13 protein-coding genes, 1 tRNA gene and 1 pseudogene are annotated in these 14,265 nt (G+C 64.2%); 7 read left to right on the top strand and 8 right to left on the bottom strand.

Annotation, left to right across the window (positions count from 1 at the left end; translation table 11 throughout):
- Positions 1–122: 122 nt before the first annotated feature.
- From EV371_RS10850 to EV371_RS10840, 3 genes are read right to left on the bottom strand one after another with little or no spacing between them, the layout of a single operon-like run.
- Positions 123–1,589 carry a tyrosine-type recombinase/integrase gene (locus tag EV371_RS10850; protein ID WP_130461930.1) on the bottom strand — a complete coding sequence of 489 codons (1,467 nt, stop codon included), beginning with the start codon at positions 1,587–1,589 and terminating at the stop codon, positions 123–125.
- The gene (locus tag EV371_RS10845; RefSeq protein WP_486484571.1) at positions 1,586–1,768 is read right to left on the bottom strand and encodes a helix-turn-helix transcriptional regulator; all 183 of its coding nucleotides are present in this window, start codon (positions 1,766–1,768) and stop codon (positions 1,586–1,588) included. Before EV371_RS10845 ends, EV371_RS10850 begins: the two co-directional genes overlap by 4 nt.
- Positions 1,769–1,791: 23 nt before the next feature.
- Positions 1,792–2,397, bottom strand: coding sequence for a replication initiator (locus tag EV371_RS10840; protein WP_486484928.1), 606 nt, complete (start codon positions 2,395–2,397; stop codon positions 1,792–1,794).
- Between the two features lie 100 nt (positions 2,398–2,497).
- Here EV371_RS10840 and EV371_RS10835 point away from each other — a divergent pair, with 100 nt between their 5' ends.
- The gene (locus EV371_RS10835) at positions 2,498–3,430 is read left to right on the top strand and encodes a hypothetical protein (protein WP_130461928.1); all 933 of its coding nucleotides are present in this window, start codon (positions 2,498–2,500) and stop codon (positions 3,428–3,430) included.
- Positions 3,431–3,631: 201 nt separating this feature from the next.
- On the opposite strand, the gene EV371_RS10830 is transcribed toward EV371_RS10835, so the two are convergent.
- Together EV371_RS10830 and EV371_RS10825 are read right to left on the bottom strand one after the other, a co-directional pair.
- A complete protein-coding gene (locus EV371_RS10830) occupies positions 3,632–4,234 on the bottom strand; it encodes a hypothetical protein (protein ID WP_130461927.1) in 603 nt (200 codons plus the stop codon).
- Positions 4,235–4,240: 6 nt separating this feature from the next.
- Entirely contained in the window at positions 4,241–5,836 is a 1,596-nt protein-coding gene (locus EV371_RS10825; protein WP_165436663.1) for a reverse transcriptase family protein, read from the bottom strand.
- Positions 5,837–6,273: 437 nt separating this feature from the next.
- Here EV371_RS10825 and EV371_RS10820 point away from each other — a divergent pair, with 437 nt between their 5' ends.
- The 3 genes from EV371_RS10820 (at position 6,274) to EV371_RS10810 (ending at position 9,894) form a co-directional block, all read left to right on the top strand.
- Positions 6,274–6,858, top strand: a complete 585-nt coding sequence (locus EV371_RS10820; RefSeq protein ID WP_130461925.1) for a hypothetical protein — start codon at positions 6,274–6,276, stop codon at positions 6,856–6,858.
- A 651-nt stretch (positions 6,859–7,509) separates the two neighbouring features.
- Positions 7,510–8,379: a hypothetical protein gene (locus tag EV371_RS10815; protein WP_130461924.1), complete on the top strand. Its 870-nt coding sequence runs from the start codon at positions 7,510–7,512 to the stop codon at positions 8,377–8,379.
- Between the two features lie 249 nt (positions 8,380–8,628).
- Positions 8,629–9,894 (top strand): IS701 family transposase, encoded by a 1,266-nt coding sequence (locus EV371_RS10810; protein WP_130465816.1) that lies wholly within the window; start codon positions 8,629–8,631, stop codon positions 9,892–9,894.
- Between the two features lie 386 nt (positions 9,895–10,280).
- Here the strand turns inward: EV371_RS10810 and EV371_RS10805 are convergent, their stop codons facing one another.
- Together EV371_RS10805 and EV371_RS10800 are read right to left on the bottom strand one after the other, a co-directional pair.
- Complete coding sequence (locus tag EV371_RS10805) at positions 10,281–10,583, bottom strand: hypothetical protein (protein ID WP_130461923.1); 303 nt, start codon at positions 10,581–10,583, stop codon at positions 10,281–10,283.
- 186 nt (positions 10,584–10,769) lie between these two features.
- Positions 10,770–10,853 (bottom strand) — tRNA-Tyr (locus tag EV371_RS10800).
- Between the two features lie 146 nt (positions 10,854–10,999).
- Between EV371_RS10800 and EV371_RS10795 the strand changes: the two genes are divergently transcribed.
- Together EV371_RS10795 and EV371_RS10790 are read left to right on the top strand one after the other, a co-directional pair.
- A complete protein-coding gene (locus tag EV371_RS10795; protein ID WP_130461922.1) occupies positions 11,000–11,494 on the top strand; it encodes a YajQ family cyclic di-GMP-binding protein in 495 nt (164 codons plus the stop codon).
- Positions 11,495–11,766: 272 nt separating this feature from the next.
- Entirely contained in the window at positions 11,767–12,525 is a 759-nt protein-coding gene (locus EV371_RS10790) for a DUF5131 family protein (RefSeq protein WP_130461921.1), read from the top strand.
- Between the two features lie 21 nt (positions 12,526–12,546).
- On the opposite strand, the gene tcmP is transcribed toward EV371_RS10790, so the two are convergent.
- On the bottom strand, positions 12,547–13,737 hold the full coding sequence (gene tcmP, locus EV371_RS10785) for a three-Cys-motif partner protein TcmP (protein WP_130461920.1): 1,191 nt from the start codon (positions 13,735–13,737) through the stop codon (positions 12,547–12,549).
- Between the two features lie 139 nt (positions 13,738–13,876).
- Between tcmP and EV371_RS34255 the strand changes: the two are divergent.
- Positions 13,877–14,026, top strand: a pseudogene (locus EV371_RS34255) (FAD-binding protein); the annotation flags it as partial.
- Between the last annotated feature and the right edge of the window lie 239 nt (positions 14,027–14,265).

Raw genomic sequence — 14,265 nt, 5'->3', positions numbered from 1 at the left:
TTGATTGGACACGGCTGGACATGACGAAACGGCCCCTGACCGGCGTTCGCGCTGGTCAGGGGCCTCTTTGTGCACCTGGTGGCGGGTAGAGGATTCGAACCTCTGTAGCTTTCGCGACGGATTTACAGGGGAGTGCCGACGCGCCTCCGTTGAACCCATCTGACCTGGGCCTTACCGGTCCTGGAGCCGGGCGTCCGGCGGGGCTTCCCCCCGATGCGCCCCCGCCCCCGACTGGTCGCCAGGGCCGCCGTGATCTTGACGTTCACGGCCTCCTCCTCACCGTCGACACAGTTCGCGTAGACCTTGAGGAGGACCGCCACGCTGCGACCCGCCCGCCGAGCGACCTCGGTCGCCGGCACTCCCCCGTTCAACCACAGCGACACCGCCGCGTGTCGGAGGTCGTACGGCCGCCGAGCCAGTGGCGAAGCCACCTGCTCGACGGAGAGCACCCGTTTCCGCGCCTCCTTCCACACCCGGTCATACGTCGACGACGCCAGCGCGCCGCCCCGAGCGCCCCGGAAGAGATGGCCCTCCGGGCCAACCCCGTACCGCTCGATGTGCTGTCGGAGCAGTGCGACAAGCTCCGGCGGAACCGGGATGGTCCGGGTCTCCCCCTGGCCGCGATGCTTGAGGCCACGCACCTCGCGCCCGTCCTCGGTGTCGCTCCAGGTCGATCCGGCGTACGGGTTGGTCTCGGCGAGGACCAGGCGCCCCCAGCTAGTTGCCGAAAGATGGCAGTCCGCCCGCCGGAGGTTGGCCGCCTCCGACGGCCGCAGTCCGGCGTAATACAGGCAGCCGAAGAAAGCGACGAACCGGCCACCGTCCCGGACAACGTCGGGCAGAGCCGCCAACATCGCCTCCACCTGGCTCGTGTTGGCGACGACCCGCCGGTCAACGGTCTCGGCCACGTCGGGGGCGGTCCATTGGATCTTGTCCAACGGGTTGTAGTCGAGTAGATCTTGCTCGACAGCGAACCGAAGCGCGTTGTAGAAGGTGGCCCGCTTGCGCTGGACCGTGCGGGCCGCCGCTGGCTTGCCGTCGAGCTTCCGAGCGCAGGCGTTGAGGCCGGCGCGCACGGCATCAGCCTTCGACAGGTCGGCGACCGGCTGTGAAATCTTTCCGAGCCAGGCCAGCGCCGTGCGGATACGTTCCGGCGGATCGAGGTTGCGGCTGTTCGGGTTGAACGCCCAGGAGTAGAGCGCGTCCCGAAGCACCTCGGTATCTGGGCTGCCCTTGTTGCTGCTGGTCAGCGCCACCGTCAACGTAACCAGGGCCTCAACCGTCGATCGCCGAGACTTGGCAGCCAGGCTCGGCCACTTCATGTCGATGTACGCGCAGGCGTGGTCGTACCAGCTCGTCTGCTTCTGCTCACGGACCGAGGACTCCGGCAGGCCGGTCGCCTCGTCAAACGCCTGCCCATCCTTCACGGCCCGGAGAAGATCCGAACGCCAGTGATCGGCGAGCGCCTTGGTAGTGAAGGAGCGCTCTCGACGGACGCCGGCAACGACCCACCGGACGCGATACCCCTTGGCCTTGCCCCGGTCGCTCCGCTTCCCAATGTCGTGGATCTTGACGTCATAGCTGCTCATGCGGCTTCCTCCCGCTCACACAGCCACGTGTCGAGGTCAGCGCGCCGTATGCGCACCTCTCCGTTGGGCAGCTTGAGAGAGCGCGGACCGATGCCCAGGCTGCGCCACTTGTAGAAGGTGGATCGGGGAACGTCGAGTTCCGCCAGAACAGCCGCGACGGTGAGCAACTTTCGCTCCAAGCCTGACTTCCTCTCTTTACTGGTCATGCGGCTCGCCGGGTCAGGTGGTTAGTTGCCGAAACGGCGCCGGCGGCCCGTTGCCGGGCCGTGTTGAGGTCTGTTCGCCAGCGGATGCGGGCCGAGACGGCTCGGAGGATGCGGTGTTCGAGGGGTAGGACGTCGGGGTCTTCGGGTCGGGCGAGTTCGAACCGGTACCGCTGGGGGTTGTCGTCGGCCGCCTGGCCGTGCGCGTCGCCCTGGTCCTCGTCGGTGGGGTCGGTGTCGGCCATGCCGCCAGCGAGGACGGCGCGGATCCAGGCCCGGTTGTCGGCTCGGTGGTCGGCGAGGGTCTTGCCGGACCATTGCCGGGAGACGAGGACGCGCCGGCCGGTGAAGCCGAGCGTCGAGCGCTGGTGGACCTTGCCGGTGCAGCGGCCAGGGGTCAAGCCTGCCTTGACCCCGTCAGGCTGGACGCCGTACAAAAGCCAGTTCGCGCAGGTCGGCGAGCAGGGCAGGACGGAGAGTTCGGAGCCATCCCGCCTGCCATCGACCAGGACAAGCCGAGCAGACCACCGCCCGAGCCGCCGGCGTCCGCACGAGCCGTCAAGGTCCGCTTGACGTGGCGGGCCGGGCGGCGGCCCGCTCCCCATGCGGGCGGGTGGACGGCAGACGGGATGGCGGGTAGCGCTACTACGATAGTCTCCATTGGATGTCCGGCGTCGGTTCGGCATCGATTGCGGAAGGTATGAATTGAGCCAGGAAGCGCGAACAGATTCCGGGAGCTACCTCATGCCGTCGGCCGAAGAGGTCCTGGGCGCTGTGAGAGATGCAGGATGGCTCCTAGAGCACGACACCGAAAAGGCTTTGCAGGCAGCAGGATCCAACACAATGCCTGGGAAGGCATACGGCGATCCAGACGAGCCGGGAACGTCACGAGAGATGGACGTATTTGGCTACAAGCGCCTCTACCATGATGAGTCCCTGACCTTTGGTTCTGGCGTGCGGGTGATCGCCGAATGCAAGCAGAGCTCAATGCCGTACGTTCTAATTGGCCGAACCCCTACTGACTACGAATTGGGGCGCGATCGGCCAGAGCATCATTTCAGGTTCCCAGCTGTCAGTGTGCGTCGCGAGCCTATAGGAAATGGTGGTTACAGGATTCATCAAGTATCCGCGCGAGAGTACCTTGGCCTTGACAGGCTCCCAGGAAATCCTTGGGAGTGCAGCTTCCTGGCTACTCAAATGACGCGCTTGGACAGGAGGAAGGTCTGGCTCGCTGACAACAGAGGTATCTTCCCCTCTCTAGTGTATCCGCTGGCGAAAGCAGTAACCTCAATTCGCTCACAGTCGAATCGGACGAGCTACGTGATGCACAGGCCAGGCCACGAGTGGGCGTGCGTTGACTTCTACTACCCCTTGATTGTGACATCCAGTCCAATTTTCGCGCTGAACACGTCGCAGGAGCCGATTGAGCCGACCATTGTTCCGTGGGCAACGATGGTTCGAGAGTTGAAGTCTAAGAACATTTCCGGAGTGTTCAGCATCGACGTGGTCTCTTACCCCAATCTTGATGACTACCTAGCTCGGCGGGTGGTCCGCTTTACGGATGCTGTAGCAGATTTGATAAAGCAGGACCCGAAGCGGTTTGTGACGCATGAAGATTATGGGTTCAAGTCGTCCTGATGAACGAACCTCGGATTTAGGGCTAGATGGCAGAGCCGCTGAGGTGAGCTGCGACCACACCCTACGCCGCTACCGTCCATAGCATGGAGGAGGACAGCACAGGCACGGCCTGGCGGGCTGACACCTAGACGGTCGTGACGATCGCTGTCCTGCCAGGCCGGTGCGCGATAGAACGAGAGACAGGTCCTTCCCTGACGCATGCTACGCAGCCAAGGGGAACGGAACTTGCTCGTCTACGGAGCGAACAAAATCAGAGCATGCGGTGCGGACCAGTTCGATTGTCTTGCCGTCATAACGAAGCTCGCGGTCCACTATGACCACCTCGATACTCTTGAGTCGTGCTTCGACCGTCCTCCTCTTCGCCGCCTGAGTTGCTGTCAGTCGACCGAGGCCATGTGCGATTGAATTCCGGACGTCAATCGCGGCTTCCAACTCTCGCCAAGCGGCCCGCTTTCTCAGATTGATTTTGTGGTAGCGGTTGTACGTCTGGATGCGCCGTGACCATGTAGCAGTGGTGCCAGAATCAAAATCTTCAAGGAGTGGCTCAAGCATAGGAAAGTGCTGCGGAATGGCGTCGGCTACCAATTCCCGTGAGAGTGTGTCAAGGTACGATTCGACAATGCTTACGATGCGGAACAAGGTTGCTTGCTGGCGCACGATGGCTGGTGCGACTGGCCCAAGTGAGGTGCGAATGACCCTGCCTCGGGATTCCACAGTTCCTTCCGGAAGTCGCAAATCATCCAGCGACCAGTGGATTAGCTTGAGGGCCGCCTCTGTTAGCTCTCTATTCGGGAAGATGGACAACCTGGCTCACTGTTTAAGAAGAGTTGAATATAGCGGGGACGACTGCCTGATGGCCTGCATTTCCTGCTCCGTAGGAGCAAGTGGGCTACTCTCCAGGTGCTTCATTGCAAGCACATACCACGGGGAAAGCGCATCTGGTGCATTCCTCAGAGCGAAGTCAAGCTCATCGAAAGCCACTTTGCCGACGGATGCGAGAGCTAAATACGCCTCGGCGCGTAAGGTTTCCTGGTGGCGGCCCCTCGCGAGCTCCTCCACCCATCTAATGCGCTCTACTTGATCTCCCAAGATGTTCATCTCGCGCGCTGCGTTCACAAGCCAAAGGGATTGCCAGTCGCTGTCTGATTCATCCTTAAGTGCGTCCCATAGCTGGGCCGCCTCCTCTCGGGAATCCCTGCCGACAATGATCAAGTAATTAACGAGCTGAGGCGTGAGCGGTGTTGCAAACTGGAATAGACGCCTTAGCCATTGCAGGCCTTGGGGATCGCCGTTTCGGGCGAGTGCGTTGATTGCGCCACGAAGTGCGCGGAAGTCTTCTCGGTGCAAATTCTTCAGATCGATACGGACAGGTGCAGGGCTTAGGTCCGACGATGTCGCAAATGGATCGGGTGTTCCTGCCCCTGTCGGAGTTTCCCATCGAACCCGAGCTGGCGGCGTTGGCGGGCCGGCATCGATTCGGCTCAGAGTCGCGACGGCCGAGGCCACCGACGCCTCGGGTTCGAGATCGAAGTATTCCGAAACCGCAACCTCCACATCCTGTGGATCGAAGGCTGCAGCCGCTTCGTTGATGTCCATTCCAGTGTACGTGAGGACGTAGTTGAAGAATGTCCTTGTTATGGTCTTGTGGTCTCCGATTACGAGACCCACATTCCGGGCAGCGGATGACAGTTCCTCAAGGCTCCTGAGGGCCGAGCGATAGTCTCTGCATGCGATCCTAAAGTCGTCGTTGAAGCGCCAAACAGGAAGGCCTCGCCTGATGAGATCTCGCTCGACTATCCGAATGTATATCTCGGACAGCCAATCCGACGGTTCTAGTAGCTGGGGAACTCCGAATTGCTTGCCAGTTATATCCGCGAGAAGCTCCACCAAGTGTTCCGTAGCCTCAATCTCTCCAGTCTGCATTAGCAACTCTTGGCGCAAGACGTCGTGGTCGATGTACTGATAGAAGGCCGTAACGTCTGCCTCCACGACATGGCCAACACGGCTATCAGCAAAGGTCACGCGACCCCGGTCAAGATGCGCGAAGGCGAACTTGATTGGTGCCTGAATAAACTCCTTGTATTCTTCCGGCGTGCGATTTGGCAACTCATGCTCTGACAGGATATAGGCCGTTAGCGCCCGGTAGGCAACCCGCTCTGCTATGCCAACTATCGGCACAGGGCGGATGCCATGGCCCGCCTTTCGGACGCTCACGATTGGGCTAGAAGCATTCGGCTGGCCCGTCAGCAGTCGAGCGCGAACCCAGGATGCAACGTCGCTAGGTCTTGCGCTGGCTGCGGCAACCCATGGCTCTGGTGGTATTAGGTTGCGGATGGCGTCTACCTCGGCGGAAACAGCTCCCTTCAGGTCCAGCTTCGCGACAAGCTTTGGATCCAGTGCACGCATGGGTACCACCATCACGGCTCGCGAGTCGGCTAGCCGGGTCACCGTACATTGTTTGAGAAGCCCGAACTACCCCTGACGCCTAGCAGCCGGTGCGCCGTGCCGCGACCGCGGAGCTCCTCAATCCTCCGCTGCAACAGGTCCTCGTGAATCATGGCCGACAGCGTGCCCGGTAGCGATCCTGGGCCGCAAGTACCCAGCGCGTCGGCAAGATCATCGGGCGCAACGCGGGCACAACTGACGCCGACAGGGGCTGTCAATCGCTGTAAGGCACGGAGGCACTCTCCGAGGTGAGGCGGCCAATCCACCCGATTGGAGTCGACCAGCAGCACGCCGGAGGGGTTTGAGGTTCGAGTCCCTGGCCGCGCACCGCAGGGAGCAGCGGTCTCGTGCAGGTGTGTCGCCGTCATGGAAGCGCCGCCGGCCGGCACACTCCTCACATGCCGTCGATCAATTGGGACACCGTCGCCACATCCGCCGTGACCGCGCTCCTGGTCACCCTTGCCGTCGAGTATGCGGCGAAACCGCGTCTCGAAGCCCGCAAAGAACGGATCCTCGGAGCGCTCCGCTCCCGGCGGGAGCTGTCGGCGGCCATCACGAGTATTGCTCTGCCTGCCGTGTTCCTCTCCATCGACATGCCGAAAGACGTCATGGGTGAGGTGAGGGACAGCCTGCTCGCCGAGCGGAAGCGCCAATACGAGCGGTTGCGCGACCAGACGCAGGCTCTCGCTGACTCCATGGACCGGCATGCCGGCACCTTCCCGGACCCATCGATGAAGCTGGTTATGTCGTACATCAGCACCGTGCAGGGGCTCATGCTGTCGGCCCGTACCCGTCACGACAAGGCGCGCCTAATTCATGACCTGTCGAAGCAGATTGCGATGATCCTCGACGGCCGGTGGTGGCAGACGCCTGCCCGGGTGCGCGCCGTGTGGGAGTTGGATCGGCTGGTGAAGCGCAGCCAGGATCAGGACGGTGATGAGAAGCCGGTGAGCGAACGGCGGGAGACCGCTAATGCCACCTGAGGAGCAGCTCGCCGCTGCGCACGGAGGCCCACCTGCGTGAGGGGAGCTTCCCCACCGGGGGTCGACGTGGGTCGGGAGCGGAACGACTGTCGACAGCAACGCCGACAGCAACGGTGCCGGACGGCGGCACGCTGATGAGGGCTGGCATAGACGAGGCTCCGAGCCTGCGGCCGTTCCCGGACGCGCGCGGACGCGACGCACAGAGCTTGTAAGCGAGACGTCGGGGAAGATCCTCACAATGTCCACTGCCGAGACGTTCTCTTTAAGATCAAGGCGGCCCGCAAGCGGACCGCGCCGGCCGGCTCCGGCCTGCTGGCGGCCTCCGGCCGGCATCGGCCGGGCCGGTCGGCCACACTGAGGGAGCACGAATCTCATCGTCGTGCAGTCACCCCACCTGACGTCTGACCCACCGACCTGAGGCCGATCCGTCCTACCGACTGTGCGACCGGGTCCGGCCCGAGAAGGGTCTGCCCTTGCGGTGCCTGGCGAGGCGTCGGCTCTGCCTGTGAGCTCGGAGCATCCACGGCCAAGGCCGAGGTTTGGACTCGTCTGCCTCAGTGGCTACCCCGATCGGCACGTCGCAGACAGGATCATCCCGCCCGTGCAGTCAGCTACCTGCAGTAGTTGAACAGGGCGGTCATACTTCCCAGCGTGCGTCTCGCTTCTATACCAACCCCGTCCCCCACAGCGGCGATATCACCTTCGCCGACCTCGGTCGATGTAGCCCCAGCCCTGACGACCAACGTTCCCACACCATCGCCCACAGCGATCATCAACGTTGTCGACAACTCGACCAGTTTCTTCGACAAGATCACACCGGGCGCATGGCCTGACTGGCTCGCGGCTGCCGGAACGTCCCTGGCCTTCATGGTTGCTGCCGTTTCCTATTGGCGCAGCATCCAGGTGCGCCGGGAAGAACAGGCGCGGCTCGTCTACTCCAAGATGACCCACGTTCAGCATCACGAGGTTGGCACTCGATTCGACCTTCTACCCAATGACGCGAAGATTGGGGCAAATGGGGGCGGCGCCAGCATTGTGAGGCCCCAATCACCTGAGGAGAAGGCCCGCCACCTCGCACTTACGCCGGTAATACAGCTGACCGCCGTTATCCGCAATGGCAGCAAGGAACTTATTGGCCCGGTCAAGGTGCAGGTCGTGAACACCGGCCAGAGGCGCATCTACGAAACATTTTCGGTCGTCGTCGGCACCGTCGATCCCGAGAGCGACTACGTCGTAGACTTTGTTTGGCCCAACACGGACCACCCTGGACAGCCGGGGCTCGGCACGACGCTAATTTTTCGCGATGCAAGCGGTCGGTGGTGGCGACGACATCTCGCCGAGCCCATTGAGGCCGTGCACGACGACCCCGAAAACGGCGCACACACGCCGGCCGAGCGTGCCGGTTGGGCGGCTAACGCTCGCAGAATGGGGCTCAAGCCATCTCCTGAGCCCGCTGTGCCACTGCGGGCTAAATGGCACCGCTTTCTGCGCAAGATGCAGGGAAAGTCTCCCCTACCGTGAGCGACTAAATTGCGACGTGTCTTCGGAGATTCCGGCTTGCATGACTTTCGCATCCTTCTTAGGGAGATCGATCCCTAACACGGTGATTAGTACGGCAGCCGCCGTTTGGGATCTTGCTGCTCGGGTGGGGTGGACGCGAGACGGCCACCGCGTGATCGTCTGTGTGTTGTGGACACAACATCAGATCTTGCGGTGGCCGCGTGCCACAGCGTAGCCGTCGTCCGGTGGGAGCGGGTGCTGGCCGGCGTGCTGGGGTGCTTCGCGGGCCGGTTCGGGCGGGTGGAGCCGCGTCGTGCAGCGGCGGAGTTCGTGACCGGGTTGCTGGCTGATCTTGAAATCAAGACGTGTTGGCAGTTGGCGGAGCGGGCCGGTCACGCCCGGCCGGACGCGATGCAGCGGCTGCTGTACCGGGCGGTGTGGGACGCCGACGCCGTCCGCGACGACCTGCGGCAGCTGATCACCGACCGGTTCGGTGCCCCGGAGGCAGTCCTGGTGGTCGACGAGACCGGCGACCTGAAGAAGGGCACCCACACGGTCGGGGTGCAGCGGCAGTACACGGGCACCGCCGGGCGGATCGAGAACAGCCAGGTCGGGGTGTTCCTGGGCTACGCCGGCTCGGGCGGGCACACGCTGATCGACCGTCGGGTGTATCTACCGGCGTCGTGGACCGAGGACCGTCAGCGGTGCGCAGCTGCTGGCGTGCCTGACGAGATCGAATTCGCTACCAAGTCGGAGCTGGCCGCCGACATGATCACCGCCGCGATCGACGCCGGCGTGCCGGCGGGCTGGGCCGCCGCGGACGAGGCTTACGGCAATAGCGGCGCGTTCCGCGCTCACCTGCGCGAACACCGCCTCGGCTACGTCCTCGCGGTGTCCCGCAGCCACCTGGTCCCACTCGACGGCGGCAAGACCAGAGTTCGCGCCGACCGCATCGCCGACGACCTGCCCGACTCGGCCTGGCAGCGCCGATCGGCCGGCGTCGGCTCGAAAGGCCCCCGCTACTACGACTGGGCCTGGCTCGACGATGTCACCACCGACGCCGACCCCGACAATGACGGCCACCACAGCTTGCTGATCCGCCGCAACACCACTACCGGTGAGCTGGCCTTCTACCGCTGCTGGACTCCGCGCCGGGCCGCCCTCGCCCAACTCGTCCGCGTCGCGGGCATCCGATGGACCGTTGAGGAGAGCTTCCAGGCCGCGAAGGGCCAGATCGGTCTGGACCAGCACCAGGTCCGCCGCTGGGACTCCTGGCACCGGTTCACCACCCTGGCCCTGGCCGCCCTCGCCGTCTTGGTGATCTGCGCCGCTGACGCCGCCAAAGACGATCCGGCCAGCACTGGGTTGATCAAGCTGACGGTCAACGAGGTTCGACGACTGATCAACGCCGGCATCATCCGCCCGATCACCCAACTCGCCCATCGTCTGCGCTGGTCACAGTGGCGACGCCGGCATCAAGCCCGAGCCCGACGATGCCACTACACACGCCGCCTCAACCTCGAACTTCAGCTCTGATCACGAAGGGCGGCTGCCGTATTAGGATGGTGACTTACTACTCAAGCCGGCGCCGCGACGATCGCGGAGGTGGCGGGCCACCGCCGAGCGGCGGGCGATCGCTGCCGCGCCGCTGCGCGGCTTGCCACCGGAGCCCGTGGCTCAGGTGCGCGGCAACCGGCGCCACGGCAAACCGTCACGGCCCCAAGGCCAGGGCGGGAGGCCGTACGACGTCGGCCAGCCGCGTACGGAGGCCCGAGCGCGTGCCAGCCACGTGCCATAAGCCCGTGCCGTAGACGGTCATCAACGGGCAGGAGCGGGCACCGCCACCCGCCGCCGGCCAGGCACAACGGACAGACCTGGGCAGCCGGAAACGATCTTCCAAACTGACGGTACGACCGGTCAGCTCAGCCGGTGCCCTTGAGCGCCTGGTCGATCAGTAGCCTCGACCGCTCACTCATTCGCGCGGCATCCTCGGCGTTCGGAGCCTCGCGCACGGTGACGGCCACCACAACACGCACGTCTTCGCGCTTCGCCGGGTCCGTCTGCATTGTGACGATCCTCCAGCCGAGTTGCCGCCCAGCCTTCCGACCTGCTGACCGGACCAGCGCGATCCGCTCGGTATCCCACGGCTCGACGTGCTCGACGTACTGCCAGTCGATCTCCAAGTGACGCATGATCTTCAACGTCAGCTCGTCCGACTCACTCACGGGCAACTCCCAGACGCCTCGGGAAACCTGCTCCCGGCTCCCCCAGACCCAGCCGCCGACCCCGTTGATCTTCCCCCCGATGCGCCCCTGAACGCCGAGCGCCAGCGAGATCTAGCGAGACACGGCGGGACGGAACGAAGAAGGCCCCCGACAGCGTTTGTGCTGTTCAGGGGCCGTTCTCGCACCTGGTGGCGGGTAGAGGATTCGAACCTCTGAAGCTTTCGCGACGGATTTACAGTCCGCTCCCATTGGCCGCTCGGGCAACCCGCCAGGGCGTGCCGCCACGCGGGACGCGGCAGCGGAAGCAAGGATAGCTGTTGCACCGGCCCACCGCGCAAGCGGGTACCGTCGGCTTGTCGTACCGGCGCCGGGCCGGCCCGGCGCACCTTCATGTCGTCCACAGCAGGAGCGGAATCATGGCAGCCAACCCGTCGTTCGACATCGTCAGCAAGGTCGACCGGCAGGAGATCGACAACGCCCTCCGGCAGACCGAGAAGGAGCTCTCCACCCGCTTCGACTTCCGGGGCACCGGCGCCGACATCTCGTGGTCGGGCGAGGAGGGGGTCAGCCTCCAGGCCGAGACGGAGGAGCGGGTCAAGGCGGCCCTGGATGTCTTCAAGGAGAAGCTGGTCAAGCGGAACATCTCGCTCAAGTCCCTGGACGCCGGCGAGGCGCGCCCGTCGGGCAAGGTCCACAAGATCGACTGCAAGATCATCCAGGGCATCGACTCGGACAAGGCCAAGGCGATCAGCAAGAAGATCCGCGACGAGGGGCCGAAGGGCGTACAGGCGCAGATCCAGGGCGACCAGCTCCGGGTGACCGGCAAGAAGAAGGACGACCTCCAGACCGTGATCTCCCTGCTCAAGAGCGAGGACTTCGGCATCGCCCTCCAGTTCACCAACTACCGGTAACGCGGCTCCAGCCGGCCTGGTCATCGCGCCGGCAACGCCTTGTCACCCGGGTGGACGTCGTCACCAGTAGTCATCGTTGGTCGCCAGCGATCGGCCTGCGGCGGCCTGGTGACGGCCTGGCCGCGTCTGTCTCTGCCTCCTGCGCGTTGGTCCAGCGAGAGTACGGGCGACCGCTGCGCTTGTTGCTTATCCGGCAAGAAAGATCGCCTCCACGTCTTTCAATCCGTACGCACGTTCGAGAGAATTGACCCAACCGGCCGGGGAGTGTGGTGATGGCAGACAAGAGCTCTATCGAGTGGACCGAAGCCACGTGGAACCCGACAACCGGTTGCGACCGCATCTCGCGTGGCTGCGATCACTGCTACGCGTTGACCTTGGCGAAGCGACTGAAGGCCATGGGGTCCGCGAAATATCAGACGGACGGTGACCCGCGTACGTCGGGACCGGGCTTCGGGGTGGCAACACACCCCAGCGAGCTGACGCTGCCCCTTCGGTGGCGAGAGCCTAGGGTCGTGTTCGTCAACTCGATGAGCGACCTGTTCCATGCGAAGGTTCCCTTCGACTTCGTCGAGCAGGTCTTCGAGGTCATGGCGGCAACTCCGCAGCACACCTACCAGGTACTCACAAAGCGGGCCGCGAGGCTCGCGAAGCTCGCCCCCCGACTCACCTGGTCGGCCAACGTCTGGATGGGTGTTTCTGTCGAGGATGATGAACAGACAGAGCGCATCGATGATCTCCGCCGGGTTCCCGCGGCCGTTCGGTTCGTCTCGGCCGAGCCACTCCTCGGCCCGTTGGACGACCTGAACCTCGACGGTATCGGCTGGCTGATTGCCGGTGGTGAGTCCGGTCCCGGCTGCCGACCGATCGACCCTGATTGGGTGCGTTCCCTACGGGACCAGTGCGTCGCGGGCGGCACGGCTTTCTTCTTCAAGCAGTGGGGCGGCAGAACGCCGAAGACCGGCGGTCGGGAGTTGGACGGGCGGACATGGGACGAGATGCCGGCAGCACGGGAACTTTCCCCGACAGGGTAGAGCTCACCCGACGCTGAGGGGTTACAGCCCCGATGGACGCCGCAGTTGCTCCTTCCAAAAGTCGCCCTTACCGGTGTTCGCCACAGAGGTTCCTCTCAGAAGCTTCACGGCCGCGCGGACGTGAGGCGTGCTTGCCTGGCCCAGCGTCGTGCCGTAGACCTCCGGCACGTGGTCGGCAGGGCAGAAAGGGCCCAGCTTATCCAGCAGCCGTTCGAGGTTTGTCGCAATGATCCTCGTCCACTCCGGGCCATGACTGCTGCTGTGGCTCTCGGGGGTAGGCAACTCATCGTCGCCGAAGAGCGAGCCTTGCCCGTACTTCTCCCCCTTGCGGAGCAGGTCCGTCTGCCACGCCACCGACCACTCCACGCCCGCCTTACCCAGCGAGTCTGCGAAGTGCCAGGCTCCCTCGTTGCTGGCCGTGAACAGCGCCAGCACGTACTTCGGAAGCAGATCGGGCCTGGGCCGAACCGGCATCTTGACCGCCCGGTATCTCGTTCCGGTGGTGAGGAGCTTCTCGTACGTGTCGCACACCTCCAAGGCGATCTGGGTAGCGCGCTGCTCATCACCTTCGTCTCGGACCCCGGCAAAGTGTTCTTGCCACCAGTCGCCACCAAGGAAGCGGTCCAGCCGGTCCGCCGTCTTCTGATCCGCCGGCGAAAGCTCCCCGCGCTTTGAACGAGCCGCATGTACGGCGCGACCCATCCGCGCGACAGTCAACACGCTGAAGTGAAGCAAGACCTCGGTCGGCGGCCACGACGGCCGACCAAGCAGGGCAGCCTTGAGGACGTCGAAGTCCAACGCCGGGCCGAACGGGTCGAGGAAAGCGAACAGCGACGCGCCCTGGGCCCGCTTTAGGACCTCAGGAAGGTGCTCGTCGACCGAGCCCAACCGGACGATGCGCTCAGCAGCGCCGCCCTTCTCGTCGAGTACGCGCTCCAGGTTGGCGAAGTTGTCCGGGTTCTGCTCAACGAAGAACCCGAGCACGCTCCGATAGCCCTTCACGAACTCTGCACACCGCGACAGGAGCAGCGGCGATCCTGGCTGCCCGTCGTCATACTCTCCGCGCCCTGCGTAACCATCCAGGAAGACAACCCGGTTTCCCTCCACGCTGCGACCGGTCTTCGAGGCGAAAACCACCGGGTACCGACTCAAGATTCCGTGCTTGAAGACAGCCGCCGATCTTCTGGATGCGAAAAAGTCAGTCCCGGCCACGAGCCCTCCCCGACGGCTACAGCAGGTAGCGTCAGGCTAACGGAAGGTCGCGATCGATGGAAGGCGGTAAAAGCCTCGGCGGGGACGAGCTTTTCGCCCGCTATCCGCTGGTCATCGTCGTCGCTGAGAGACCCGGGATGTGGTCAACGCCCTCACCTGGGCGCGGCAGAACGACGTCGCGCTGCGGGTAGGGAGTGGCCGGCACAGCCTGGAGGGCTGGTCCAACGTGGACAACGGCATCGTGATCGACGTGAGCGAGCTGAAGTCGACCCGGATCGACACCGCGAACCGCATCGCGACAGTCGGCGCCGGCCTCAACCAGTTGGAGGCGGTGACCGCGCTCGGGCAGACGCACCGTCCGACGACAGCAACTTCTTCACCCAGGCCTTCGGCACGGGGCGCAGACGAGCGAACCGCCCGCGGCTCGGCGTTCCCGCACCGCGACGCGCTCTTCTACTCCGAGCCCGGCGCCGGCTGGGGTTCCCGTGGAGAGCCAGACAGCGGCGACGCCACCACCCCGGTCGCGCA

The sequence above is a fragment of the Plantactinospora sp. CNZ321 genome (assembly GCF_004217235.1).
The sequence above is the reverse complement of the archived record's forward strand: the minus strand, read 5'-3'. Positions and strand labels throughout refer to the sequence as shown.

What these genes read in the sequence shown, in the direction of transcription:
- EV371_RS10825 (WP_165436663.1), bottom strand. Translation starts at nt 5,836, where the DNA reads ATGCGTGCACTGGATCCAAAGCTTGTCGCGAAGCTGGACCTGAAGGGA.
- EV371_RS10795 (WP_130461922.1), top strand. Translation starts at nt 11,000, where the DNA reads ATGGCAGCCAACCCGTCGTTCGACATCGTCAGCAAGGTCGACCGGCAG.
- EV371_RS10790 (WP_130461921.1), top strand. Translation starts at nt 11,767, where the DNA reads ATGGCAGACAAGAGCTCTATCGAGTGGACCGAAGCCACGTGGAACCCG.
- EV371_RS10820 (WP_130461925.1), top strand. Translation starts at nt 6,274, where the DNA reads ATGCCGTCGATCAATTGGGACACCGTCGCCACATCCGCCGTGACCGCG.
- EV371_RS10840 (WP_486484928.1), bottom strand. Translation starts at nt 2,397, where the DNA reads ATGGGGAGCGGGCCGCCGCCCGGCCCGCCACGTCAAGCGGACCTTGAC.
- EV371_RS10850 (WP_130461930.1), bottom strand. Translation starts at nt 1,589, where the DNA reads ATGAGCAGCTATGACGTCAAGATCCACGACATTGGGAAGCGGAGCGAC.